General features: G+C 70.7%; 16 protein-coding genes and 6 pseudogenes. 20 read left to right on the forward strand and 2 right to left on the reverse strand.

Annotated features, from left to right (window positions below; all coding sequences use genetic code 11):
• Positions 1 to 68: 68 nt before the first annotated feature.
• From ACFJGX_RS09075 to ACFJGX_RS09095, 5 genes and pseudogenes are all read left to right on the forward strand, one after another.
• A pseudogene (locus tag ACFJGX_RS09075) lies at positions 69 to 467 on the forward strand (FAD-dependent oxidoreductase); the annotation flags it as partial.
• Between the two features lie 22 nt (positions 468 to 489).
• A complete protein-coding gene (locus ACFJGX_RS09080) occupies positions 490 to 1296 on the forward strand; it encodes an NAD(P)-binding domain-containing protein (RefSeq protein WP_382328244.1) in 807 nt (268 codons plus the stop codon).
• On the forward strand, positions 1289 to 1768 hold the full coding sequence (locus ACFJGX_RS09085; protein ID WP_382321882.1) for a hypothetical protein: 480 nt from the start codon (positions 1289 to 1291) through the stop codon (positions 1766 to 1768). The genes ACFJGX_RS09080 and ACFJGX_RS09085 overlap by 8 nt, the downstream gene beginning before the upstream one ends.
• Positions 1769 to 1782: 14 nt before the next feature.
• Entirely contained in the window at positions 1783 to 2172 is a 390-nt protein-coding gene (locus ACFJGX_RS09090; RefSeq protein WP_382154332.1) for a nuclear transport factor 2 family protein, read from the forward strand.
• Entirely contained in the window at positions 2169 to 2558 is a 390-nt protein-coding gene (locus tag ACFJGX_RS09095) for a YciI family protein (RefSeq protein WP_291111225.1), read from the forward strand. The genes ACFJGX_RS09090 and ACFJGX_RS09095 overlap by 4 nt, the downstream gene beginning before the upstream one ends.
• On the opposite strand, the gene ACFJGX_RS09100 is transcribed toward ACFJGX_RS09095, so the two are convergent.
• A complete protein-coding gene (locus tag ACFJGX_RS09100; protein ID WP_382321881.1) occupies positions 2555 to 3535 on the reverse strand; it encodes a Bug family tripartite tricarboxylate transporter substrate binding protein in 981 nt (326 codons plus the stop codon). The two genes, ACFJGX_RS09095 and ACFJGX_RS09100, sit on opposite strands and share 4 nt — an antisense overlap.
• Positions 3536 to 3643: 108 nt before the next feature.
• Here ACFJGX_RS09100 and ACFJGX_RS09105 point away from each other — a divergent pair, with 108 nt between their 5' ends.
• Positions 3644 to 4117 carry a MarR family winged helix-turn-helix transcriptional regulator gene (locus ACFJGX_RS09105; RefSeq protein ID WP_382321880.1) on the forward strand — a complete coding sequence of 158 codons (474 nt, stop codon included), beginning with the start codon at positions 3644 to 3646 and terminating at the stop codon, positions 4115 to 4117.
• On the opposite strand, the gene ACFJGX_RS09110 is transcribed toward ACFJGX_RS09105, so the two are convergent.
• A complete protein-coding gene (locus tag ACFJGX_RS09110) occupies positions 4114 to 5049 on the reverse strand; it encodes a LysR family transcriptional regulator (RefSeq protein ID WP_382321879.1) in 936 nt (311 codons plus the stop codon). The genes ACFJGX_RS09105 and ACFJGX_RS09110 overlap by 4 nt on opposite strands.
• Positions 5050 to 5148: 99 nt before the next feature.
• On the opposite strand from ACFJGX_RS09110, the gene ACFJGX_RS09115 reads away from it, so the two are divergent.
• The 14 genes and pseudogenes from ACFJGX_RS09115 to ACFJGX_RS09180 all read left to right on the forward strand — a co-directional run bounded on the left by ACFJGX_RS09115 (position 5149) and on the right by ACFJGX_RS09180 (position 24325).
• Positions 5149 to 5934 (forward strand): dioxygenase, encoded by a 786-nt coding sequence (locus tag ACFJGX_RS09115; protein ID WP_382321878.1) that lies wholly within the window; start codon positions 5149 to 5151, stop codon positions 5932 to 5934.
• Complete coding sequence (ypfH, locus tag ACFJGX_RS09120; protein ID WP_382321877.1) at positions 5931 to 6560, forward strand: esterase; 630 nt, start codon at positions 5931 to 5933, stop codon at positions 6558 to 6560. The genes ACFJGX_RS09115 and ypfH overlap by 4 nt, the downstream gene beginning before the upstream one ends.
• A 25-nt stretch (positions 6561 to 6585) precedes the next feature.
• The gene (locus ACFJGX_RS09125) at positions 6586 to 7746 is read left to right on the forward strand and encodes a glycosyltransferase (protein WP_382321876.1); all 1161 of its coding nucleotides are present in this window, start codon (positions 6586 to 6588) and stop codon (positions 7744 to 7746) included.
• 66 nt (positions 7747 to 7812) lie between these two features.
• Entirely contained in the window at positions 7813 to 8499 is a 687-nt protein-coding gene (locus tag ACFJGX_RS09130; protein ID WP_291111238.1) for a TetR/AcrR family transcriptional regulator, read from the forward strand.
• Positions 8496 to 9395, forward strand: a complete 900-nt coding sequence (locus ACFJGX_RS09135) for an SDR family oxidoreductase (RefSeq protein WP_382321874.1) — start codon at positions 8496 to 8498, stop codon at positions 9393 to 9395. Before ACFJGX_RS09130 ends, ACFJGX_RS09135 begins: the two co-directional genes overlap by 4 nt.
• Positions 9388 to 10993 (forward strand): annotated as a pseudogene (locus ACFJGX_RS09140) (acyl-CoA carboxylase subunit beta). The gene ACFJGX_RS09135 and the pseudogene ACFJGX_RS09140 overlap by 8 nt, the downstream one beginning before the upstream one ends.
• Before the next feature lie 42 nt (positions 10994 to 11035).
• A pseudogene (locus ACFJGX_RS09145) lies at positions 11036 to 12209 on the forward strand (acyl-CoA dehydrogenase family protein).
• Positions 12206 to 13006 carry an enoyl-CoA hydratase/isomerase family protein gene (locus ACFJGX_RS09150; RefSeq protein ID WP_382154397.1) on the forward strand — a complete coding sequence of 267 codons (801 nt, stop codon included), beginning with the start codon at positions 12206 to 12208 and terminating at the stop codon, positions 13004 to 13006. The pseudogene ACFJGX_RS09145 and the gene ACFJGX_RS09150 overlap by 4 nt, the downstream one beginning before the upstream one ends.
• A pseudogene (locus ACFJGX_RS09155) lies at positions 13003 to 14920 on the forward strand (acetyl/propionyl/methylcrotonyl-CoA carboxylase subunit alpha). The gene ACFJGX_RS09150 and the pseudogene ACFJGX_RS09155 overlap by 4 nt, the downstream one beginning before the upstream one ends.
• The gene (locus tag ACFJGX_RS09160) at positions 14917 to 16083 is read left to right on the forward strand and encodes an acyl-CoA dehydrogenase family protein (RefSeq protein WP_382321871.1); all 1167 of its coding nucleotides are present in this window, start codon (positions 14917 to 14919) and stop codon (positions 16081 to 16083) included. Before ACFJGX_RS09155 ends, ACFJGX_RS09160 begins: the two are co-directional and overlap by 4 nt.
• Positions 16080 to 16575: pseudogene (locus ACFJGX_RS09165) on the forward strand (thioesterase family protein). Before ACFJGX_RS09160 ends, ACFJGX_RS09165 begins: the two are co-directional and overlap by 4 nt.
• Before the next feature lie 232 nt (positions 16576 to 16807).
• On the forward strand, positions 16808 to 18052 hold the full coding sequence (locus tag ACFJGX_RS09170) for an efflux RND transporter periplasmic adaptor subunit (protein WP_382321870.1): 1245 nt from the start codon (positions 16808 to 16810) through the stop codon (positions 18050 to 18052).
• A gap of 15 nt (positions 18053 to 18067) precedes the next feature.
• Complete coding sequence (locus tag ACFJGX_RS09175) at positions 18068 to 21196, forward strand: efflux RND transporter permease subunit (protein WP_382321868.1); 3129 nt, start codon at positions 18068 to 18070, stop codon at positions 21194 to 21196.
• A pseudogene (locus tag ACFJGX_RS09180) lies at positions 21193 to 24325 on the forward strand (efflux RND transporter permease subunit). Before ACFJGX_RS09175 ends, ACFJGX_RS09180 begins: the two are co-directional and overlap by 4 nt.
• Positions 24326 to 24331: the final 6 nt, after the last annotated feature.

The following is a 24331-nucleotide window of genomic DNA, read 5'->3' on the forward strand; positions in this document are numbered from 1 at the left end:
TGTGGGTGAAAGCCCCATGGCGTGCGCAAAGGGTGCCGGCCAAACTGGCTGAAAATAACGGCACCGCCATGGAATACGACCCGCCCGATTTCCACACCGAGCCATTTCGCGGTTCCAACCACGCCCCCCTCGACCCCGAGACGGAAGCCGACGTGATCATCGTCGGTGCCGGCCCGGCCGGTCTGGCGGTGGCGGCCTGCCTGGTGCAGCGCGGGCACAGCCCGCTGGTGATCGACCGCGCGCAGGACATCGCCTCGTCCTGGCGCCACCATTACGAGCGCCTGCACCTGCACACCGTCAAGACCCATTCGGCCTTGCCCGGCCGGCCATTCCCCGACGACGCGCCGCGTTACGTGCCGCGCCAGGGGGTGGTGGACTACCTGGTCGCCTACGCGCGCCAGCATGGCATCGAGCCCACGCTGGGACAGAACGTGACGGCGATCGAACCCCGGCAGGGCCCGGGCGCGCCCTGGCAGGTGGCGCTGGCGAATGGGCGCCAGCTGTCGGCCAACCACGTGGTGGTGGCGCACCGGCGCCAACCGCCAGCCGCGCGCCCCCCGCCTGCCGGGCGAAGACGTGTTCCAGGGCCGCCTGCTGCACAGCCGCGGCTACCGCAACGCCGCGCCCTTCAAGGGCCAGCGCGTGCTGGTGGTCGGCATGGGCAACACCGGTGCCGAGATCGCGCTGGACCTGGTGGAACACGGCGTGCGCACCGCGCTCTCGGTGCGCTCGCCGGTCAACATCGTGCGGCGCGACGTGCTCGGCCGGCCCGCGCAGCTCTCCAGCCTCATGCTCAGCCAACTGCCGCCGGTGCTGGGCGATGCGCTGGCCGTGCTGCTGCGCAACCTCACCGTGGGCGACCTGCGCCGCCACGGCCTGCCCAGCGCGAGCGTCTCGCCGTTGCGCCAGTTGCGCGAGGAGGGCAAGACGCCGGTGATCGACGTGGGCACGGTGCAGCGCATCAAGACCGGCGACATCCTGGTCTACCCCGGCATCCAGCGCCTCACGTCGGGCGGGGTGCGGTTCACCGACGGCAGCGAACACCCGTTCGACACCGTGCTGCTGGCCACCGGCTACGACGCGGCGCTGGGTGAACTCTTTCCCCGCACCGCCTTGCCGCTGGACGAACGCGGCATCCCCTTGCAACTGAGCGGCGAGGGCGCGCTCGAAGGCCTGCACTTCGTGGGCTTCGACGTGCGCCAGCCCGGCGGCCTGCTGCGCACCATCGCCCTGCAGGCGCCGCGGGTGGCGCAGCGCATCTCGGCGCGGCAGGCGAACGGAGGCCGGCATGCGTGAGGCGCGCACCCACATCGAGATCGGCAAGCAGGAGACCTTCATCGCGACCGAGCCCGTCGAAGGGGGCAGCCTGGAGTGGATGCTGGACATCGGCACCCGCGCGCTGGGCAACGGCCCGTTCAAGCACACGCCGCCCACGGCGCTGGAGATCGAGACCGCGATCGAACACGTGGAAAATGCCGTCATGCCGCTGCTGCGGCAGCTGCCGCGCGGCTCCCAGCTGGTGACGTCGGACGCCGCCGCGCACGAGCTGCGCCGCCTGGTGCACGAGCGCGAGGCCGGTGGCGCGCTGCTCCTGATCGACGACATCGAGCAGGTGTTCAACCAGATCGCGGCGGTCTCGCTCGGCCGGCCCGCCACCTCCTCGGGCCTGCCGCCGCAGCCCGAATTCGCGGCCTACGTGCTCATCCTGCGCGAGACCATGCACCACCTCGGCTTCGCATCGCTGATGCTGCGGGCCCCCAACGACTGAACCCACCCACCGCCATGCCCAACCCCGACACCCTCGAACGTTTCATCGCCCTGGTGGAGCAGAACGCGCACGACCAGGCCATCGAAGACTTCTACGCGCCGCACGCCACCATGCAGGAAAACCAGGCGCCGCCGCGCGTGGGCCGCGACCAGCTGGTGGCCGGCGAGCGCCAGGTGATGGCGCGCGCGGCGTCCATCAAGTCGCGCTGTGTGCGCCCGGTGCTCGTCCACGGCGACCACGTGGTGATCCGCTGGCGGTTCCGCTTCGTCTGGCGGGACGAGTCGGTCACCGAGATGGAGGAACTGGCCTGGCAGCGCTGGGAGGGCGAACGCATCGTGTCCGAGCAGTTCTTCTACGACCCGGCGCAACGCACGCCGCAACCACCGGCCGGGGTGGCGATATGAGCTCGGACCTCGAACCCAGGGAATTCCTGGTGATCTCGCGCGGCCAGTGGGACGCCGACAAGTCGCCCGAGGAGATCCAGGCCGCGATCGACCGCTTCTACGTGTGGCACGGCGAGCTGGTGGCCCGGGGGGTGATGCGCTCGGGCCAGCGGCTGGCGCGCGACGGCAAACTGGTCACGCGCGAGCGCATCGTCGATGGCCCGTTCGCCGAGGCCAAGGAGGTGGTGGGCGGCTTCTGGTTCGTGCGCGCCACCAGCCTGGAAGAAGCCGCGCGCCTCTCGGCCGACAACCCCTGCCTGGCCTGCGGCCTGCAGTACGAGATCCGGCCGTTCGAGCCGGTGCGCGCCAGCGCGTTCGCGCTGACGAGCGAAACACCGACGCGTTAGTCGTTGGCCTTGAAACCCGTGGCCTTGACCACCTGGGCCCAGCGCGCCGTCTCGCTTGCGATGGTGGCCGCGAAGGCCTCGCCATTCTCCCGCGGCACGTCAAAGCCCTGCGCTTCCAGCCTGGCCTTGTAGTCCGCGTCGGCCTGCGCCTTCACCGTGGCGGCCTGGATCTGGTCCACCACCGCCTTGGGCGTGGCCGACGGGGCCATGAGGCCGAACCACACCGTGGCGCCCAGGTCCGGGTAACCCAGTTCGGCCAGGCTGGGCACCTGGGGCAGGAAGCGGGTGCGCTCGCGCGAGGTGACCGCGATGGCGTGGAGCTTGCCGCTTTGCACGTGCGGCAGCGCGGCCTGCAACTGAGCGAAACCCAGCCGCACCTGGCCGCCGAGCAGGTCGGTGATCTGCGGTGCGCTGCCCTTGTAGGGCACGTGCACCATGTCCAGCTTGAAGCGTTCGTTGAGCTGGAAGCCCAGGAAGTGCGACGGCGTGCCGGGGCTGAACGAGGCGTAGGTGACCTGGCCCGGGTTGGCCGCCACCCACTTCACCAGATCGGGCAGCGTCCTGGCCGGCACGGACGGGTGGGTCACCAGCACCAGCGGGTTCTCCACGCCTTTGGCGATGGGCTTGAAGTCCGACTGCTTCCAGCGCAGGGCCGGGTAGACCGAGGGGTTGATGGTGAACATGGCCTGGGTGCTGATCCACAGCGTGTGCCCGTCGGCGGCCGCGTTGCGGACCTGCTCGGCGCTGAGGTTGCCGTTGGCCCCGCCCTTGTTCTCCACCACGAAGGTGCCGCCGGTCTGTTTCGCCAACTGATCGGCCAGCGCGCGGCCGTACACGTCCACCGCGCCGCCGGCCGGTGTGCCCACCACCAGGGTCACCGGTTTGCTCGGCCAGGTCTGCGCGAGGGCCTGGGGCGCGGCCAGGCCGGCCGCGAGGGCGAGCAAGAGGACGCGCACAGGGGAATGGGGGGATGGCATGGGAGTCTCCTGGATGATGTTCGGGTGCCTTTTTCGAATCTATGCCCTCCTGGATTGGTTGATCAATACAACTATGCTCAGGGTATTCACTGGTGGAGTCGATGTGTGATGGGTGAACTCTTTCTCTACCGCCTGACCCGCCTTCAGGCGGCGGCCGTCGCGCCCGTGGGGCGGCTGTGCCAGGCCCGCTATGGCGTGTCGCGCCGCGAGTGGCGGCTGATCGTGGTGCTGGCCCGGCACGGCCCGGTGCTGTCGTCGGAGCTGGCGGACTTGGCGCAACTGGACCGCGCGCGCACCTCGCGCATCGTCACGACCCTGGTCGACCTCGAACTCGCCGCTCGCGAGGTCATTCCCAGCGACCGCCGGCAGGCGAAGGTGTCCCTGACGGACAAGGGCCGCGCGCTGCACGAGGAGTTTCTGCCCGTGGTGGTGGAGCTCAACCGGCAGCTGCTGCTGGCGCTGGAACCGGAGGAGGTCGCGCAACTCGACGGGCTGATGGACCGCCTGGCCGAGCGCGCCAAGGCCAACCTCGCGGCGCTGGACCTGCCCAAGCAGCGGCGCTCGCGCCCCGTGCGGCGCTAGCGCTCGCCGCGGCTGCGCCCTTTGGCGCGTTTCTGCGTCGGCCAGGCCTGCATGCGGAAGGCCTCGACCAGAAAGTCGATCAGCAGGCGCACCTTGGGCGAGACGAACTTGCGCGAGGGGTAGACCACGTACACGCCCAGCTCGATGGAGCGGAACTCGGGCATCAGCTCGACCAGGGTGCCGGCCTGCAGGTCCGGGCCCACGAGGAAGGAAGGCTGCAGCACGATGCCCTGGTGGCGCAGGGCCGCGAGGCGGCAGGTGTCGCCGTTGTTGCAGCGCAGCCGGGGCGAGACCTTCACCGAGACCGGCCCCTGCGGCCCGGTGAAGCTCCAGTGGTCGCCCATGGAGAACAGGCTGTAGGCGGCGACCTGGTGCTGCGCCAGCTCGGCGGGGTGGCGGGGCGTGCCGTGCTGGCGCAGGTAGCCGGGCGAGGCGCACAGCACCAGGCGTGTGCTCGCGATCTGGCGGCTCACCAGGCTGGAGTCGGGCAGGCGCGCGATGCGCACCGCCATGTCGAAACCTTCCTCCACCAGATCGACCACGCGGTCCGACAGTGTCACGTCCAGCGTGAGCTTGGGATGGCTGGCCATGAAGGCCACCCACAGCGGCGCCAGGTGCAGCAGGCCGAAGGTGAAGGGCGCGTTCACGCGCAGCAGCCCGGTGGCCTCGCCGCTGCGCGAGGTGATCTCGGCCTCGGCCTCGTCCACCGAGGCCAGCACCTCCTTGCAGCGCGTGTGGAACACCTCGCCTTCCGGCGTGAGCGAGAGCCGCCGCGTCGTGCGGTTGAGCAGGCGCACGCCCAGGTGCGACTCCAGCTCCGCCACGTGCCGCGACACCGCCGCCTTGGACATGGGCAGGGCGTCGGACGCCGCGACAAAGCTGCCGGCATCGACCACCGCGGCAAACACCCTCATCGCTTCCAATCGGTCCATTTGTCTCTGAATAAGGAACAGTTTGTCTCATTGAAGCATGTTTATCTCTGGATGTGGAACTTTTAAAGTCCCTCCATCGACCTGTTGAAGGAGCACTTCATGAACCGCCTGCCCACCCTGTTCGTATCCCACGGCGCCCCCACGTTCGCGCTGGAGCCCGGCCTCGCTGGCCCGAAACTGAGCGCGCTCGGGCGCACCCTGCCCACGCCGAAGGCGGTGCTCATCGTCTCGCCGCACTGGATGACGCGCGGCGCGCGCGTGGGCCTGAGCGAGCAGCCCGCCACCATCCACGACTTCGGTGGTTTTCCGCAGCCGCTGTACGAGATCGGCTACCCGGCCACTGGACACGCCGAGCTGGCCCGCCGCACGCTGGACGCGTTGAAGCGCGCAGGCTGGACCGCCCAGGGTGAAGAGCACCGCGGCCTGGACCACGGCGCCTGGGTGCCGCTGCGCTACCTGTACCCGGAGGCCGACGTGCCCGTGTTCCAGGTGTCGCTGCCGCACGGGCTGGACGCGGCCGGTGCCTGGGCTTTCGGGCAGGCGCTGGCCCCCTTGCGCGACGAGGGCGTGCTGGTGATCGGCTCCGGCAGCCTGACCCACAACCTCTACGAGTTCCGCAGCGGGCACGGTGACGACGCGGCCTACGCCACCGAGTTTGTGGCCTGGGTGCGCGAGGCCGTGCAACAAGGCGACAGCCCGCGCGTGCGCCGCACGCTGGACGACGCTCCGCACGCGCAGCGCGCCCACCCGACCACCGAGCACTTCCTGCCGCTGCTGGTGGCGGCTGGGGCGGCGGGCGAGGGCGTCCGCGCCGACGTGATCGATGGCGGCATCACGCACGGCGTGTTGTCGATGGACAGCTTCGTCTTCGGGACCGCGTCATGAGCGACGTCATCCTCATCCAGCAGCCCGCCGTGTCTTCAGGTGCGCTCATCCTGCTGTTCCATGGCGTGGGGGCGCAGCCAGGCGACCTGGTGCCCCTGGGTCAGGCGCTGGCCAAGCGGCAACCCGCGGCCTGGGTGGTCAGCGTGCGCTCGCCGGACCCGGCCGACCTGGGCCGGGGCTGGCAATGGTTCTCGGTGGTAGGCGTCACCGAAGACAACCGGCCCGCGCGCGTGGCCGAGGCCATGCCGCGCTTCGCCGACACGGTGCGGCATTGGCAGCGCCGCAGCGGTGTGGGGGCCGCGCGCACCACGCTGATCGGCTTCTCGCAGGGCGCCATCATGGCGCTGGAGTCCACGCAGCAGGCCCCCGGGCTGGCGGGTGCGGTGGTGTCCATCGCCGGCCGCTTCACGCAGCCCCCGAGGACTGCCCCGGAGGGCACGCGCATCCACCTGATGCACGGCGACGCCGACGCGGTGATGCCGGTGCGGCTGGCGCGCGATGCCGCCGACACGCTGACCCGGTGCCAGGCCGAGGTGACGCTGGACGTGTTTCCTGGGCTCGGACACGGGGTGGATGCCCGCGTGCTGGCCGCCATCGACCAGCGCCTCGCGTTGCCACATCACTGACACACGGGGCCGATCCAATCGGCCCATGCGAACCGTCGACCTGATCTATTTCAATGCCGGTGGCGGCCACCGCGCTTCCGCCCTGGCCCTGGAGGCCGTGCTGCGCGAACAGCCCACGCCCTGGAGCGTGCGGCTGGTCAACCTGTTCGAGGTGCTGGACCCGAAAGCCAAGTTCCAGCAGATGACCGGCAGCGCGCCGGAGGACTGGTACAACCGGCGCCTGGCGCGTGGCTGGACCATCGGCATGGCGCAGGAGCTCAAGCTGCTGCAAGGCCTGATCCGCCTGGCGCACCCCATGCTGCTGCGCCAGCTGCAGCAGCATTGGCTGCGCACCGAGCCCGACCTCGTGGTCTCGCTGGTGCCGAACTTCAACCGCGTGATGCTCGAAAGCCTGGGCGCGTCCTTGCCGGGCGTGCCCTACGCCACCGTGCTGACCGACCTGGCCGATGTGCCGCCGAATTTCTGGATCGAGCGCGACCCGCGCCAGCACGTGGTCTGCGGCACACCGCGCGCGGTGGCGCAGGCGCTCGCCCTGGGCCACGCGCCCGAGCAGGTGCACGCCACCTCCGGCATGATCATCCGGCCCGAGTTCTACCAGCCCATGCGGCTGGACCGCGAGCAGGAGCTGAGCCAGCTCGGGCTCGATCCTTCGCGGCCCACTGGCATCGTGATGTTCGGCGGCCACGGCTCTAAGGCCATGCTGGGCATCGCCGAGCGCCTGAGCGCGAGCACGCAACTGATCCTGATCTGCGGCCACAACAAGGCCCTGGCCGCGCGGCTGCAGGCGCTGCCGCGTGGTGCGCCGCGCTGCGTGGTGGGCTTCAGCACCGAGGTGCCGCGCTACATGCGCCTGGCCGATTTCTTCATTGGCAAACCCGGGCCGGGCAGCCTGAGCGAGGCGGTGCAGCAGGGGTTGCCCGTGATCGTGGTGGACAACGCCTGGACCATGCCGCAGGAACGCTACAACGCGGACTGGGTGCGCGAGAACGGCCTGGGCCTGGTGCTGCGCAGCTTTCGCGGCATCGACGCGGCGGTGGCGCGGCTGCTGGCCGGCCTGGAGGGCCACCGCGCCTGCGTGCGCCGCATGGACAACCGCGCGCTGTTCGAGATCCCGCAGATCCTCGAACGCGTGCTGGACGAGGCGCAGGCCGTGAGAGGGCCGCCGGTTCGCGTGTCCGGCGCGTGACAGGGCTTCTTATTTTTACAAAGCGCCTGCTTGCTGAAAATCAAGCCGGCTGCTATCGTGCCGCGCATGAGCCTGGCCGACACCGATGCCCCCCCCGCCGACGAAGCGCCGCGCCGCCCGCGCGGCCGCCCGCGCAAGACCGCCGATGAGCGCGACGACGGCAACCGCCGCCGCGAGCTGATCGCGGGCGCGGCCCGCCTGTTCCGCCAGCAAGGGTTCGCCGCCACCAGCACGCGCGACATCGCGGCCGCCGTGGGCATGCGCTCGGGCTCGCCCTTCTACCACTTCGAAAGCAAGGATGCCCTGCTCGGCGCGGTGATGCTCGAAGGCATGCAGGGCGCGCTGCAGCGCCAGCAGGCCGCGCTGGCCTTGCTGCCGCCCGGTGCACCGCCGCGCGAGCGCCTGCGCGTGTTGATGCGCAACCACTTCGAGGTGCTGCTCGGGCCCGACAGCGATTTCATTCCCGTGATGCTGTACGAATGGCGCTCGCTCAACACCGCGCAGCGCGGCGAGGTCAACCAGTTGAAGGACCGCTACGAGGGCGACTGGGTGCCCGAGCTGGAAGCCCTGCACGCGCAGGGCCAGCTCGGTGCCGACCCGGTGCTCGCGCGGCTCATGATCTTCGGCGCGCTCAACTGGTCGGCCCAGTGGTACGTGCCGCCCTCGGGCCGCAGCGCCAAGGCGCGCTCGCGCGTCTCGCTCGACGAACTCACCGAATCGGCCTTGAAACTTTTCCTGAAGGAGCCGGCATGAGCACTACCTCCCATTACCGCTCGGCCTTCGCGCCGGGCCTGCTGCACGGCCGCGTGGTCGTGGTCACCGGCGGCGGCTCGGGCATCGGCCGCTGCACCGCGCACGAGCTCGCCAGCCTGGGCGCGCACGTGGTGCTGATCGGGCGCAACCTCGCCAAGCTGCAGGACACCGCCGGCGAGATCGTGAGCGACGGCGGGCGCGCCAGCTTCCACGCCTGCGACATCCGCCAGGAAGACATGGTGCGCACCGTGGTCACGGCCATCGTGGGCGCGCACGGCCGCATCGACGGCCTGGTGAACAACGCGGGCGGCCAGTACATCACGCCACTGGAGAACATCAGCGCCAAGGGCTGGCAGGCGGTGATCGACACCAACCTCACGGGCGGTTTCCTGTTCGCGCGCGAGTGTTACGTGCAGAGCATGCAGGCGCACGGCGGCGCCATCGTCAACATCGTGGCCGACATGTGGGGCTCCATGCCCGGCATGGGCCACAGCGGCGCGGCGCGCGCGGGCATGGTGAACTTCACCGAAACCGCCGCGCTGGAATGGGCGCGCAGCGGCGTGCGCGTGAACGCCGTGGCGCCGGGCTACATCGCCTCGCACGGCATGGACCACTACCCGCCCGAGGCCGGCCCCATGTTGCGCGAGATGCGCGAGACGGTGCCGGCCGGGCGCTTCGGCAACGAGGCCGAAACCTCGGCCGCCATCGTGTTCCTGCTCAGCCCGGCGGCCAGCTTCATCAGCGGCACGGTGCTGCGCGTGGACGGCGCGCGGCCGCAGGTGCGCATGGGCTGGGGCCAGGTGGCCGCGCCGGCCGAGGCGCAGGGCCGCGACGCCGTCAAGCCCTTCGATGGTTTCCATCGTTACGTGACGCCCAAGGTGTTCCAGGATGTTTGAGTCGTCGTTCAACCCCCAGAGCCCGGTGGCGCAGCAAAGGCGCGAAGCCATGCTGGCGCGCATCGCCCAGTTGCGCGCGCTCGAAGACCGCGCCGCGCTGACCTCGGCCAGGTCCAAGCCCGTGTTCGACAAGCGCGGCCAGCTGCTGCCGCGCGAGCGCGTGGCCCTGCTGCTGGACCCGGGCGCGCCCTACGTGCCGCTGTGCGCGCTGGCCGGTTACCTGCAGGACACGAAGGACCCCGAAAAGTCCGTGCCCGGCGGCGGCATGGTGGCCGGCATGGGTTTCATCGGCGGCGTGCGCTGCATGGTGGTGGCGCAGCGATTCGGGCATCGACGCGGGCGCGATCCAGGCGCGCGGGCTGGAGAAGATCCTGCGCGTGCAGGAGATCGCGCTGGAGAACAGGCTGCCCTTCGTGCACCTGGTGGAGAGCGCGGGCGCCAACCTCACCAAGTACAAGGTGGAGGGTTTCGTGCACGGCGGCTCGCTGTTCCGCAACCTCGCGCGCCTCTCGGCGGCGGGCATTCCCGTCATCACCGTGCAGCACGGCTCGGGCACGGCGGGCGGCGCCTACATGCCGGGGCTCTCTGACATCGTGATCATGGTGCGTGGCCGTTCGCGCGCCTTTCTCGCTGGGCCGCCCCTGCTGATGGCGGCCACGGGCGAGGTGGCGACGGAAGAGGAGCTCGGTGGCGCCGAGATGCACACCGGCGTGTCGGGCTTGGGCGAGTACCTGGCCGAGGACGACCGGCAGGCCCTGGGCATCGCGAGGGACCTGCTGCAGCGCATCGGCTGGCAGGGCGTTTCGAGGCCCCAGGCCGCCGAGCCGGTGTTCCACCGCGACGAGTTGCTGGGCCTCATGCCCGCCCACCACCGCGAGCCGGTGGACATGCGCGAGGTCATGGCGCGCATCGTCGACGGCTCCGAGCTGCTCGAATTCAAGCCGCTCTACGGTGCCGCCACGCTGTGCGCGCAGGCGCGCATCGGCGGCCATGCGGTCGGCCTCATCAGCAACAACGGCCCGATCGACGTGGCGGGCGCGAACAAGGCCACGCACTTCATCCAGTGGATGTGCCAGCTCGGCCACCCCCTCATCTACCTGCAGAACACCACCGGCTACATGGTGGGCAAGGACAGCGAGCAGGGCGGCATGATCAAACACGGCAGCAAGATGATCCAGGCCGTGACCAACGCCACCGTGCCGCAGATCACCATCCAGTGCGGCGCCTCCTTCGGCGCGGGCAACTACGGCATGTGCGGGCGCGGCTATTCGCCGCGTTTCCTGTTCAGCTGGCCGCAGGCGAAAACCGCCGTGATGGGCGGCGAGCAGGCCGCGCGCACCATGCAGATCGTGGCCGAGGCCGGCATGGCCCGCAAAGGCATCACGCCCGACCCGGCGCAGATGCAGGCCCAGTTCGACCAGATCGTGAACGTGTTCGAAAGCCAGGCCGACGCCTTCCACACCAGTGGCCTGGTGCTCGACGACGGCGTGATCGACCCGCGCGACACCCGCGCCGTGCTCGCCTTCTGCCTGGACACCTGCGCCGAGGCCGCCGCGCGCGAACCCCGGCGCATGCAGTTCGGCGTGGCCCGCATGTAGCCACCCCCGCCCATCCATTCAAAACACCACGGAGACAAGACCATGCAGCTCAGCCACGAACACCGCGAAGTGCAGAAGACCCTCAAGCGCTACATCGACGAGCACATCAACCCGCATGTGGACGAATGGGAAGCGGCCGAGATGATGCCGGCGCACGAGATCTTCAAGGGCCTGGGCAACCTGGGCCTGCTGGGCCTGACCAAGCCCGAGGAATATGGTGGCGCGGGGCTGGACTACAGCTACAGCATGGCCATGGCCGAGACCCTGGGCCACATCCACTGCGGCGGCGTGCCCATGGCCATCGGCGTGCAGACCGACATGCGCCACGCCCGCCCTCGCGCGTTTCGGCAGCGAGGCACTCAAGCGCGAATTCCTCGCGCCGGCGATCGCGGGCGACATGGTGGGCTGCATCGGCGTGAGCGAGCCCGGCGCGGGCAGCGATGTCTCGGCCATCAAGAGCGTGGCGCGCAAGGACGGCGACGACTACCTCATCAGCGGCCAGAAGATGTGGATCACCAACAGCCTGCAGGCCGACTGGATGTGCATGCTGGTCAACACCAGCGACGGCCCGGCGCACAAGAACAAGAGCCTGGTGATGGTGCGCATGCGCGAGAACGGCAAGCTGGTCAAGGGCATCGAGGTGGCGCAGAAGATCCGGAAGATCGGCATGAACAGCAGCGACACCGGTTTGATCTATTTCGACGAGGTGCGCGTGCCGCAGAAAAACCTGATCGGCACCGAAGGCTCGGGCTTCATCTACCAGATGCAGCAGTTCCAGGAAGAGCGACTCTGGTGCGCGGCCAGCACGCTGCAGAGCCTCTCCAACTGCATCGGCTGGACGGTGGAGTGGGCGCAGGACCGCAAGCTCTTCGGCGCCAGCCTGGCCGACCAGCAGTGGGTGCAGTTCAAGCTGGCCGAGCTCAAGACCGAGGTGGAGAGCCTGCGCGCGCTCACCTACCTGGCGGTGGAGCACTACGTGGCCGGCGAGGACGTGACCGAGTGGGCCACCATGGCCAAGCTCAAGGCCGGCCGGCTCAACCGCATCGTGCCCGACACCTGCCTGCAGTTCTGGGGCGGCATGGGCTTCACCTGGGAGAACAAGGTCTCGCGCATGTACCGCGACGGGCGCCTGGCCTCCATCGGCGGCGGCGCCGACGAGGTGATGATGGGCATCCTGAGCAAGATCATGGGCATCGCCAAGAGGCCGCAGAAGTGAGCGGCGCGGCTTTCCTGGTCGAGCGCGCGGGCGACGTGGAGCGCTGGACGCTCAACGACCCCGCCACACGCAACGCCCTGAGCGACGCCATGGTGGTGGGCCTGTACGAGGCCTGCCTGCGCGCGCAGCAGGACTCGACGTTGCGGGTTGTCATCCTCACCGGCGCGCCGGGCGCGTTCAGCGCCGGTGGCAGCCTGGGCAACTTCGCCAGCGCCATCGGCCAGCCATTGCAGCCCGGCGAGGACGACCCGCTGATCGCGCTGAACCGGGGTTTCGGCGATGTGCTGCACGCGCTCTGCGCGCTGCCGCAGCTGCTGGTGTGCGCGGTGGACGGCGCGGCCATGGGCGGCGGCTTTGGCCTGGTGTGCTGCGCGGACCACGTGATCGCCACCGAAGGCTCCAGCTTCGCCACGCCCGAGGTGACGCTGGGCCTGCCGCCCGCGCAGATCGCGCCCTTCGTCTGGCAGCGCCTGGGCGACGCGGCCGCGCGCCAGTGCCTGCTGCAAGGCCGCGCATACCGCGCGGCCGACGCGCAGGCGCTCGGCCTGGTGGACGAGGTGGTGCCCGATGGCGCGCTGGCCGCCGCGCTGCCCGAACGAGTGCAGGCGATGAAGCGCGCCGCGCCCGGCGCCGTGGCCAGCACCAAGCGCCTGCTGCAGCGCCTGCGCGGCGACACACCGGACTTGCGCGACGAAGCCGCCATCGCCTTTGCCAGCGCGCTGCGCGGCCCGGAGGCGGCCGGTGGTCTGGCCGCTTTCGCGAAGAAACAGCCCGCGCCCTGGGCCCCGAAGCCATGAAGCGCCTGCTCATCGCCAACCGCGGCGAGATCGCCCGCCGCATCATCCGCACCGCACACGCCATGGGCATCGAGACCGTGGCCGTGTTCTCCGAACCCGACGCGGGCGCCCTGCACGTGCGCGAAGCCACCAGCGCCTACGCGCTCGGCGGCGCGGCCTCGGCCGATTCCTACCTGCGTGTGGACCGCCTGCTCGACGCCGCCGTGCGCAACCGGGGCCGACGCCGTGCACCCGGGCTACGGTTTCCTGAGCGAGAACGCCGACTTCGCGCAGGCCGTGATCGACGCCCGCCTCACCTGGGTCGGCCCGCCGCCGGCGGCCATCCGCGCGCTGGGCAGCAAGTCCGCCGCCAAGGCGCTGGCTGTGCAACACGGTGTGCCCTGCCTGCCCGGTTACTTCGGCGACGAGCAGCGCGAAGACACCTTCGTGGCCGAGGCGCAGCGCGTCGGTTTCCCGCTGATGGTCAAGGCCGTGGCCGGCGGTGGGGGGCGCGGCATGCGCCTGGTGCACGAGGCCGCGCAGCTGCTGCCCGCGCTCAAGGGCGCGCGCTCGGAGGCGCTGGCGGGTTTTGCCAACGGCGACCTGCTGATCGAACGCGCCCTGCTGCGCCCGAGGCACGTGGAGGTGCAGGTGTTCGCCGACGCCCACGGCCACTGCGTGCACCTGGGCGAGCGGGACTGCTCGGTGCAGCGCCGGCACCAGAAGATCATCGAAGAAGCGCCGAGCCCGGCCGTCTCGCCCGAGCTGCGCGAACAGCTGGGCCGCTGCGCCGTGGCGCTGGCCCAGGCCGCTGGCTATGTGGGTGCGGGCACGGTGGAATTCCTGGTGGAGGGGAACGAGTTCTTCCTGATGGAGATGAACACCCGACTGCAGGTGGAACACCCCGTGACCGAAGCGCTCACTGGCTTGGATCTTGTGGAATGGCAGCTGCGCGTCGCGCGTGGCGAGCCGCTGCCGCTGGCGCAGGACGCCATCACCTTCCACGGCCACGCCATCGAGGTGCGCCTGTGCGCCGAAGACGAGTACTACACGCCGCACACCGGCCACGTGCGGCACTTCGCCGAGCCGCCCCTGCCGAGCGGCCTGCGCTTCGACCACGCGCTGGAAACCAGCAGCGAGATCACGCCGCACTACGACGCCATGCTCGGCAAGCTGATTGCCCACGCGCCCACCCGAAGGGAGGCAATCGACCGCCTGGCCCACGCGCTGGACCAGACCCTGGTGCTGGGCCTGCCCACCAACCGCGCCTTTCTCGCGGCCTGCCTGCGCCACCCCGTGTTCCACGAAGGCGGCGCGCTCATCCCCTTCCTGGCCGAAGAGGGCGACACCGTGCGCGCCATGCTGCTGCACCCACCCGACGCCGTGCTGGCCGGTGTGCTCGCGGCGGTGTTCGGTGCGCAGGCGCCCGCCACCGCGTTGCCATGCCCCTTCGCCCGCCCGCTGCGCTGGTTGCACGGCGACCAGGTGCTGGACCTCGCGGTGCAGGAACAAGGGCAGGACGCGCTGAGCGTGGCCTGGGGCGAGCGCACCGTGCCCGCCCGCGTGGCCCCGGGCCGTGTGGTCATCGGCGGTGTCACCTGGGCCGTGAGCGCCGCGCCGCTGGGCGCGGGCCGCTGGCAGGTGCAGGCCGGTGCGCACACCCTGTCGCTCACCGATCTCAGCCTCGCGCCGCGCGAGCGCGCGGGCGGTGCGTCCGCCGCGCGCGAACTGCGCGCGCCCTTCAACGGCAAACTGATCGCGGTGCACGCGCAACCGGGGGCGGTCATCGCCAAGGGCGAACCGCTGCTGGTCATCGAATCCATGAAGCTCGAACACACCCTGGCCGCGCCGCGCGACGTGACCGTGGAAGCGCTCTCGGTGGTGGCGGGCCAGCAGGTCGCGCCCGGGCAATTGCTGGTGACCTTCGCCGCATGAACACCACCGACCTCTCCGCCTTCACCGCCGAAGACCGCGCCGCGCTGGTCGACACCGTGCGGCGTTTCGCCACGCAGGCGATCGCGCCCCACGTGCCCGCCTGGGAAGACGCGGGCGAACTGCCGCGCTCGCTGCACCGCGAGGCCGCCGACATCGGCCTGCTCGGCCTGGGCTACCCCGAGCCCCTGGGTGGCACACCCGCGCCCTGGAGCGCGCGCAACGCCATGTCGCGCACGCTTGCCCGGTACGGCGGCAGCGGCGGCGTGATGGCCAGCCTGTTCACCCACAACATCGGCCTGCCGCCCGTGCTCGCGCACGGCACGCCCGAGCTGCAGCAGGAGGTGATTCCGCCTGTGCTGCGCGGCGAGAAGATCGCGGCCCTGGGCATCACCGAGCCCGGGGGCGGCTCCGACGTGGCGGCCCTGCGCACCACCGCGCGGCTCGAAGGCGACGAGTACGTCATCGATGGCGAAAAGGTGTTCATCACCTCCGGCATGCGCTGCGACTGGATCACCCTCGCGGTGCGCACCGACCCGCAGAGCAAGGGCGCGAGCGGCATCTCCATGCTCGTGGTGCCCTGCGATGCCCCGGGCATCTCGCGCAGCGCGCTGCAGAAGATGGGCTGGCTGTGCTCGGACACCGCGCACCTGCGCTTCGACGGCGTGCGCGTGCCCGCGCGCCACCGCCTGGGCGCCGAGGGCGCGGGTTTTCGCATGATCATGGGCAACTTCAACGGCGAGCGCCTGGCCCTGTCCGCCATGGCGCTCGGCTTCGCCGAGGCCTGCCACGACGAAGCCCTGGCCTGGGCCCGGCAGCGCAGCACCTTCGGCGCGCCGCTCATCGAGCGCCAGGTGATCCGCCACAAGCTGATGGACATGCAGATGCGCATCCGCTCCACCGAAGCCTGGCTGGAGGCGCTGGGCGCGCGCGTGGACGCGGGCGACGACGGCGGCGACTGGGTGGCGAACGTCTGCCTGCTCAAGAACCACGCCACGCAGACCATGCAGTTCTGCGCCGATGCCGCGGTGCAGATCCTCGGCGGCATGGGCTACATGCGCGGCACCGTGAGCGAGCGCGTCTACCGCGAAGTGAAGGTGATGATGATCGGCGGCGGCGCCGAGGAAATCATGAAGGAACTGGCCGCACGACAATGGGGACTATGAGCAAACACACCGCCGCCACTTCTTCCGCGCCGACCGAGTTCGAGCCCGAGTTCATCGCCGTGCTCAAGGACCTGTTCGAGAACAAGATCGTCTTCAACAAGGTGCTGGGCCTGAAGATCGAGGACATCCGCCCCCGAGCGCGTGACCGCGCGCATCGACATGAAGGCCGACCTGATCGGCCACTACCAGCACGGCCGCGTGCACGGCGGCGTGGTCAGCGCCGCGCTCGACGCCATGGGCGGCCTGGCCTGCATTGCCGCCAACGGCGCGCGCCACATGAACGAGGAGCCGATGCAGCGCCTGCAGCGCTTCGCCAAGCTCGGCACCATCGACCTGCGCATCGACTACCTGCGCCCTTGCGTGGGCGAGTACTTCAAGCTGAGCGCCGAGGTGCTGCGGCTGGGCTCGAGGGTGGCGAACACGCGCATGGCGTTCGAGGGGGCGGATGGCAAGCTGTTGTGTGTGGGGGCGGGGGCTTACATCGTTTCTTGAAGAAGGGGCGGTGCGCTCGGCCTTCTCCCAGGGTCGGCAGACTTGGCGTGATGTGAAGTGAACCTTCCACGCCGGCCGCGGTCAGACGCCGTTACAAGCAGTTGCGAATGGCTATCATCTGTCGTTCGTGCCTGCTCTCACGCAGCCAGCGTCGACGCCGCCAGAGAGGCCGGTGTTCGACCAGCCACCGGCCCGCTTTTCGCCTCTCCCTTTCGCCTTTCCACACGTTTTCATGTCCGCACCTGAGCCTTCTTCCGCCGCTGCGCACTCGCCTTCCCGTCTGTCCTGGCCGCGCCGGCTGTTGTGGCTGGGCCTGTTCCTGGGCGTCGGCTTCGCGGCCTGGTGGTTCCTGCTGCGCCCGCCGCCACAAGCCCCCGCCGCACCCAGCGCCTGGCGCGGCCCGGTGGCGGTGCGGGTGGAGCCGGCGCGCACCGAAGACTTCACGGTGCAGGCCCGCGCCGTCGGCACGGTGGCGCCGTACAACACGGTGACGGTGCGCAGCCGGGTGGACGGCCAGCTGGCTCGCGTGCTGGTGCGCGAAGGGCAGAAGGTGGCGCGCGGTCAGTTGCTGGCCGAGATCGACCCCGAGCCCTTGCGCGTGGCGCTGGCGCAGGCGCAGGGCCAGCAGCAGCAGAACCTGGCCCAGCTGCGCAACGCCGAGAGCGAACTGGCCCGCTATGAAGGTCTTTTCAAGCGCGACGCCGTGGCCCGCCAGGTGCTGGACCGCCAGGCCGCGCTGGTGCAGCAGCTGCGCGGCACGCTGAAATCCGACGAGGCGCAGGTGGACAACGCGAAGCTGCAGCTCTCCTACACGCGCATCGTGGCGCCCATCGCCGGCCGCATCGGCCTGCGCCGGGTGGACGCGGGCAACCTGCTGTCGGCCAACGACGCCAACGGCCTGTTCACGCTGACGCAGACGCAACCGGTGTCGGTGGTGTTCAGCGTGCCTGAGCCGCAGGTGGCCGAGGTGCGCGCCGCGCACGACGGCAAGAACCCGCCTCCCGCCGAGGCCTGGGACCGGGACAACCGAACCCGCCTGGCCCTGGGCCGGCTGGACACGCTGGACAACCAGATCGACGCGGCCACGGGCACGCTGCGGCTCAAGGCGCGTTTCGAGAACGCGGACGACGCGCTGTTTCCCAACCAGTTCGTGAACGTGCGCCTGGCGCTGCGCCAGCTGCCCGGCGCGGTGACGATTCCCACCGACGCGGTGCAGCACGGCTCGCGCGGCAGTTATGTGTATGTGATCGCCGAGAACAAGGCCCAGGTGCGCGACCTCACGCTCGGCCCCGCCAGCGGCGGGCGCACCGTGGTGCTCAAGGGCCTGGTCAGCGGCGAGCCGGTGGTGCTCGAAGGCCTGGACCGCCTGGAGAACGGCCGCGCGGTGAACGTGGTGCAGGCGGCGGCGCTGCCCGCCGGTTCGCCGCTGGCGCCGGAACCCGATCAGCCGGTGGCGCCCGCCACCCCGGCGCGCTGACGGGGGCGTTCGCCGATGTCTTCCGCCGCCGCCCCCCTCTCGCTCTCGCGCCCCTTCATCCTGCGGCCGGTGGCGACCTCGCTGCTGATGCTGGCCGTGCTCATCGCCGGCCTGCTGGCCTGGCGCCAGCTGCCGGTGTCGGCGCTGCCCCAGGTGGACTACCCGGTGATGCAGGTGTTCACCTTCCAGCCCGGTGCCAGCCCGGACGTGACGGCGCGCACCGTCACCGCGCCGCTGGAGCGCCGGCTCGGGCAGATCCCGGGCTTGTCGCAGATGTCGTCCACCAGCTCGGGTGGCGCTTCGGTGATCACCCTGAAGTTCGCCCTGGAGGTGGACCTGGGCGTGGCCGAGCAGGACGTGCAGGCCGCGCTGCAGAGCGCCAACAGCCTGTTGCCGTCGGACCTGCCCGCGCCGCCGATCTACCGCAAGGTGAACCCGGCGGATGTGCCCATCCTCACGCTGGCCATCGGCTCGGACACACTGCCGCTGCCGCGCGTGGTGGACATGGTGGACACGCGCATGGCGGGCCAGCTGTCGCGCCTGCCGGGCGTGGGCCTGGTGAGCCTGGCGGGTGGGCAGCGCCCGGCCATCCGAGTGCAGGCCAACAGCCGCGCGCTCGCCGCCAACGGCCTCACGCTGGAAGAGCTGCGCACCGCGATCGCCGCGGCCAACAACAACCAGCCCAAGGGCAGTTTCGACGGCCAGTTGCGCAGCACCATGCTGGACGCGAACGACCAGCTGCGCTCGGCGGCCGAGTACCAGCGGCTCATCGTGGCCTGGCGCGATGGCGCGCCGCTGCGGCTGGCCGACGTGGCCCAGGTGGAAGAGGGCGCGGAAGACCGTTTTCTCGCGGCCTGGGCCGGCATGGCCTGCGCCGAGGGGCAGAGCAGCGGCTGCGGCCTCGCGCCCGCGGTGCTGCTGAACATCCAGCGCCAGCCCGGCGCCAACGTGATCGCGGTGGCGGACCAGGTGCGCGCGCTGCTGCCACAGCTCACGGCCACGCTGCCGGCGAATGTGAAGGTGCAGATCGTGTCGGACCGCACCGAAAGCATCCGCGCCTCGGTGCGCGACGTGCAGAAGGAGCTGCTGTTCGCCATCGCGCTGGTGGTGATGGTGACCTTCGTTTTTCTGCGCACGCTGCCGGCCACGCTGATTCCCAGCGTGGCGGTGCCGCTCTCGCTGGTCGGCACCTTCGCCGCCATGCTGTTGCTGGGCTATTCCCTCAACAACCTGAGCCTGATGGCGCTGACCATCGCCACCGGCTTCGTGGTGGACGACGCCATCGTGATGCTGGAGAACATCGCGCGCCACCGCGAGGAAGGCGCGGGCCCGATGGAAGCCGCGCTCAAGGGCGCGAGCGAGATCGGCTTCACCCTGGTCTCGCTCACGGTCTCGCTGGTGGCGGTGCTGATTCCGCTGCTGTTCATGGCCGACGTGGTGGGTCGCCTGTTCCACGAGTTCGCGGTCACGCTGGCGGTGGCCATCGCCATCTCGCTGGTGGTCTCTCTCACGCTCACGCCCATGATGGCCGCGCGCATGCTCAAGCAGGCGCCCGCGCACGCGCAAGGCCGGCGCGACTGGCTCAGCGGCACCATCGAGCGCTACGGGCGCGGGCTGGACTGGGTGCTGGCGCGCCAGCCGCTGGCGCTGCTGGCCATGGCCGCCACGCTGGTGCTCACGGCGCTGCTCTACCTGGCCGTGCCCAAGGGCTTCTTCCCGGTGCAGGACGCGGGCGCGATCCAGGTGGTGACCGAGGCGCCACAGAGCGTGTCCTTCGGCGCCATGGCCGAACGGCAGCAGGCGCTGGCCCAGGCGCTGCTGGCCGAGGCGCCGGTGCGGAGCCTCTCGTCCTTCATCGGCGTGGACGGCAGCAACGCCACGCTCAACAGCGGGCGCATGCTGCTCACCCTGGCACCGCACGCACAGCGCTCGGTGTCGGCCGGCGAACTGATCGAGCGGCTGCGTGAGCGCGCGCGCGACGTGGGCGGCATCGAGGCCTGGTTCCAGCCGGTGCAGGAACTCGGCATGGAAGACCGCATCAGCCGCACGCAGTACCAGTTCACGCTGAGCTCGCCCGACAGCGCGCTGCTGGGCGAGTGGACCGGGCGTTTGCTGGCCGCCTTGAAAGAGCGGCCCGAGCTGATCGACGTGGCCAGCAACCTGCAGCGCGAAGGCCTGCAGGCCTACCTGGAAATCGACCGCGACGCGGCGGCCCGCCTGGGCCTGCGCATGGGCGACATCGCCTCCGCGCTGCAGAGCGCGTTCGGCCAGCGGCAGGTGAGCACGCTGTTCACGCACGCCAGCCAGTACCGCGTGGTGCTGGAGAGCGACGACGCGAAACAGGGTGGCCTGCAGGCGCTGGAGGGGGTGTACGTGCAGCCCGCCGGGGGCGGAGCCGACGCGAAGCCGGTGCCGCTGTCGGCCGTGGCGCGCGCGGTGGAGCGGCGCGCGCCGCTGGCCATCGAGCACCAGGGCCAGTTCCCGGCGGTCACGCTGTCGTTCAACCTCGCGTCCGGGCATTCGCTGGGCGAGGCCGTGGCCGCCATCGAAGCCGTGCAGCGGCAGGTGGAATTGCCCGTGGCCGTGGAACTGGCCTTCCAGGGCGCGGCCGAGAGTTTCCGCAATTCGCAGGCGAACACGCTGTGGCTGATCCTGGCCGCCGTGGTGGTGATGTACCTGGTGCTGGGCATGTTGTACGAGAGCGCGGTGCACCCGCTCACCATCCTGTCCACGTTGCCCTCGGCCACCGTGGGCGCGCTGGCCGCGCTGCTGCTGGCGGGCCGGCCGCTGGACCTGATCGCGGTGATCGGCATCGTGCTGCTGATCGGCCTGGTGAAGAAGAACGGGATCATGATGGTGGACTTCGCGCTGGACGCGCAGCGCCGCCTGGGCCTCTCACCGCGCGAGGCCATCCACCGCGCCGCGCTGCTCCGCTTCCGCCCCATTCTCATGACCACGCTGGCCGCGCTGTTCGGCGCCATCCCGCTCATGCTGGCCAACGGTTCGGGCGCCGAACTGCGCCAGCCGCTGGGCATCGTGATGGTGGGCGGGCTGATCGTGAGCCAGGTGCTCACGCTGTTCACCACGCCGGTGGTCTACCTGGCGTTCGACCGGCTGGCGCGCCGGCGCACCGAGATGGCATGAACGCGCTGGCCCGCTTCTTCATCCGCCGCCCCATCGGCAGCGTGATGCTGGCCGTCGGCATCGTGCTGGTGGGCCTGCTGGCGTGGCGGCTGCTGCCGGTGTCGCCGCTGCCGCGCGTGGATTTTCCGGTGATCCAGGTGCGCGCCAGCCTGCCCGGCGCCAGCCCCGAGAGCATGGCCTCCACCGTGGCCGCGCCGCTGGAGCGCGCGCTGGGCAGCATCGCGGGCGTGGCGAGCATCCGGTCCAGCAGCAACCAGGGCAGCACCAGCGTCACGCTGCAGTTCAACCTGGACCGCGACATCGACGAAGCCGCGCGCGAGGTGCAGGCCGCCATCAACGCCTCGCGCGGGCAGCTGCCCTCGGGCATGACGGGCAACCCGAGCTACGTCAAGGTCAACCCCTCGCAGGCGCCCATCATGGCGCTGGCGCTCTCATCGCCCCGGCTGCCGTCGTCGGCGCTGTACGACAACGCCTCCACCGTGCTGGCGCAGAAGCTCGCGCAGATCGTGGGCGTGGGTGAGGTCACGGTGGACGGCTCGTCGCTGCCCGCCGTGCGCGTGCAGGCGAAACCCGAGGCGCTGTCGCACCGCGGGATGTCGCTGGACGACGTGCGCCAGGCCATCGCCCAGGCCAACGCCTGGCGCCCGCTCGGCCAGACCGAGCAGGGCGGCCAGCGCTGGCAGATCGCGCTGCCCGAGCCGCTGCGCTCGGCGGCGGATTTCTCCCAATTGGTGGTGCGCAACGAAGGCGGGGCGCTGGTGCGCCTGGCCGACGTGGCCGAGGTGACGGACTCGGTGGAAAACCGCTACACCGCCGGATACCACAACGACAGGCCCGCCGTGGTGCTGCTGGTGAGCCGGCGCGCGGGCGCCAACATCGTGCAGACCATCGACGCCATCCACGCCCAGATGCCGCAACTGCGCGCGCTGCTGCCGGCCGACACCGAGCTGCGCGTGGTCATGGACCGCTCACCCGGCATCCGCGCCACGCTGCGCGAGGCGCAGTTCACGCTGGTGCTGTCGTGCGTGCTGGTGATGGCGGTGGTTTGGGCCTTCCTGGGCAGCGTGCGCACCGCGCTGATTCCGGCGCTGGCCCTGCCGGTCTCGCTGATCGGCGCGTTCTCGGTGATGTGGTGGCAGGGCTTCTCGCTCAACAACCTCTCGCTCATGGCCCTGATCGTGGCCGCCGGTCTGGTGGTGGACGACGCCATCGTGGTGCTGGAGAACATCCAGCGCCACATCGAGCGGGCGCGTGCGGCGCAGGCCGCGAACGGCCAGCGCGAGGTGGGGCGGCGCACGGTCTGGCGCGCGGCCTTCACCGGCGCGGGCGAGGTGGGCTTCACGCTGCTGGCGATGAACCTGGCGCTGATCGTGGTGTTCATCTCCATCCTGTTCATGGGCGGTGTGGTGGAGCGCTTGTTCCGCGAGTTCTCGATCACGCTGGTGGCGGCCATGCTGATCTCGCTGGCGGTGTCGGTCACGCTCACGCCCGCGCTGTGCGCGCACGGCCTGCCGGCCGGCCCGCCCAAGCCGCCAGGCCCGCTGGCGCGCGGCATCGCCAGCCTGCTGGCCGACGTGCAGGCGGGTTACGCGCGCAGCCTGGGATTCGCGCTGCGCCACCGCGTGTTGACCCTGTTGTTGCTGGCCGGCACTGTGGCCCTCAACGTGTGGCTCTACGTGGCGATTCCCAAGGGCATGCTGCCGCAGCAGGACACCGGCCAGCTCGGCGGCTTCGTGCGCGGCGACGACGGTTTTTCGTTCCAGGGCATGCAGCCCAAGGTGGAGGCTTTTCGCGGCCTGCTGGTGGCCGATCCCGCCGTGGCCGACGTGACGGGCGTGAGCGGCGGGCGCACCGGCACCAGCAACTCCTGGTTCCGCATCCGCCTCAAGCCCCTGGCGGAGCGCGGCGAGCCCGCCTCGGCCGTGGTGGCGCGCCTGCGCGCCAATGCCCCGCAGATCGCCGGCGGCGTGCTGTTCGTGAACGTGGACCAGGACATCCGCCTCTCCAGCGGCGGCGGCGACAACGAGTACCTGTTCGTCATGCGCTCCGATTCGCTGCAGGACCTGCGCGGCTGGACCAAGCCGGTGGGCGAAGCGCTGCGCGCGCTGCCCGAGCTGACCGACGTGGACTTCGGCGCCGGCGAGGACGCGCAGCAGGTCGTGCTGAACGTGGACCGCGAGGCCGCGCGCCGACTCGGCGTGCGCATGGACACCGTGACGACGGCCCTGAACAACGCGTTCTCGCAACGCCAGGTGCGCAACGCTGTACGACCCGCTGAACCAGTACCGCGTGGTGATGGAGGCCGACCCACGCGGCAACAGCGAGCCTTCCGCGCTGAACCAGGTGCAGCTGCTCAACGACGCGGGGGAGCGCGTGCCGTTCAGCGCCATCGCCACCTGGCGCTACGGCCTCACGCGCGACCGCGTGCAGCACGACGCCCAGTTCGCCTCCGCCGGCATCAGCTACGCGCTGGCGCCCGGCGTGAGCCTGCAGCAGGCGCAGCAGGCGATCGACCGCGCCGTCAACGGCCTGCTGCTGCCCACCAGCATCTCTACCGGCGAGCGGGCAGGCGACCCCAACAGCCTGCAGGCCACGCTCAAGCGCCAGCCCTGGCTGATCCTGGCCGTGCTGGTCACGGTCTACCTGGTGCTGGGCATGCTGTACGAAAGCACGCTGCACCCGCTGACCATCCTGTCCACGCTGCCCTCGGCCGGCGTGGGCGCGCTGCTGGCGCTGCGCATCTCGGACACCGAGTTCAGCCTGATCGCGCTGCTCGGGCTGTTCCTGCTGATCGGTGTGGTCATGAAGAACGCCATCCTGATGATCGACTTCGCGCTCGCCGCGCAGCGCACGCGCGGGCTGGCGCCGCAGGCCGCCATTCACGAAGCCGCCTTGCGCCGCCTGCGCCCCATCCTCATGACCAACCTGGCCGCGCTGCTGGGCGCGGTGCCGCTGGTGCTGGGCCTGGGCGAGGGCTCGGAATTGCGCCGCCCGCTGGGCATCGCCATCATCGGCGGCCTGGCCGTGAGCCAGCTGCTCACGCTCTACACCACGCCCGTGGTCTACCTCGCGCTCGAGCGCCTGCGCCGCCGTGTGCAAGGCCCAAGCCCGGTGGCCCAGACCGCCTGAACCCAT

The sequence above is a fragment of the Hydrogenophaga sp. UC242_50 genome (assembly GCF_042697355.1).
GTDB lineage: Bacteria > Pseudomonadota > Gammaproteobacteria > Burkholderiales > Burkholderiaceae_C > Hydrogenophaga.

What these genes read in the sequence shown, in the direction of transcription:
- ACFJGX_RS09100 (WP_382321881.1), bottom strand. Translation starts at nt 3,535, where the DNA reads ATGCCATCCCCCCATTCCCCTGTGCGCGTCCTCTTGCTCGCCCTCGCG.
- ACFJGX_RS09175 (WP_382321868.1), top strand. Translation starts at nt 18,068, where the DNA reads ATGTCTTCCGCCGCCGCCCCCCTCTCGCTCTCGCGCCCCTTCATCCTG.
- ACFJGX_RS09170 (WP_382321870.1), top strand. Translation starts at nt 16,808, where the DNA reads ATGTCCGCACCTGAGCCTTCTTCCGCCGCTGCGCACTCGCCTTCCCGT.
- ACFJGX_RS09090 (WP_382154332.1), top strand. Translation starts at nt 1,783, where the DNA reads ATGCCCAACCCCGACACCCTCGAACGTTTCATCGCCCTGGTGGAGCAG.
- ACFJGX_RS09115 (WP_382321878.1), top strand. Translation starts at nt 5,149, where the DNA reads ATGAACCGCCTGCCCACCCTGTTCGTATCCCACGGCGCCCCCACGTTC.
- ACFJGX_RS09160 (WP_382321871.1), top strand. Translation starts at nt 14,917, where the DNA reads ATGAACACCACCGACCTCTCCGCCTTCACCGCCGAAGACCGCGCCGCG.
- ACFJGX_RS09110 (WP_382321879.1), bottom strand. Translation starts at nt 5,049, where the DNA reads ATGGACCGATTGGAAGCGATGAGGGTGTTTGCCGCGGTGGTCGATGCC.
- ACFJGX_RS09135 (WP_382321874.1), top strand. Translation starts at nt 8,496, where the DNA reads ATGAGCACTACCTCCCATTACCGCTCGGCCTTCGCGCCGGGCCTGCTG.
- ACFJGX_RS09095 (WP_291111225.1), top strand. Translation starts at nt 2,169, where the DNA reads ATGAGCTCGGACCTCGAACCCAGGGAATTCCTGGTGATCTCGCGCGGC.
- ACFJGX_RS09130 (WP_291111238.1), top strand. Translation starts at nt 7,813, where the DNA reads ATGAGCCTGGCCGACACCGATGCCCCCCCCGCCGACGAAGCGCCGCGC.
- ACFJGX_RS09105 (WP_382321880.1), top strand. Translation starts at nt 3,644, where the DNA reads ATGGGTGAACTCTTTCTCTACCGCCTGACCCGCCTTCAGGCGGCGGCC.
- ACFJGX_RS09125 (WP_382321876.1), top strand. Translation starts at nt 6,586, where the DNA reads ATGCGAACCGTCGACCTGATCTATTTCAATGCCGGTGGCGGCCACCGC.
- ACFJGX_RS09080 (WP_382328244.1), top strand. Translation starts at nt 490, where the DNA reads ATGGGCGCCAGCTGTCGGCCAACCACGTGGTGGTGGCGCACCGGCGCC.
- ypfH (WP_382321877.1), top strand. Translation starts at nt 5,931, where the DNA reads ATGAGCGACGTCATCCTCATCCAGCAGCCCGCCGTGTCTTCAGGTGCG.
- ACFJGX_RS09085 (WP_382321882.1), top strand. Translation starts at nt 1,289, where the DNA reads ATGCGTGAGGCGCGCACCCACATCGAGATCGGCAAGCAGGAGACCTTC.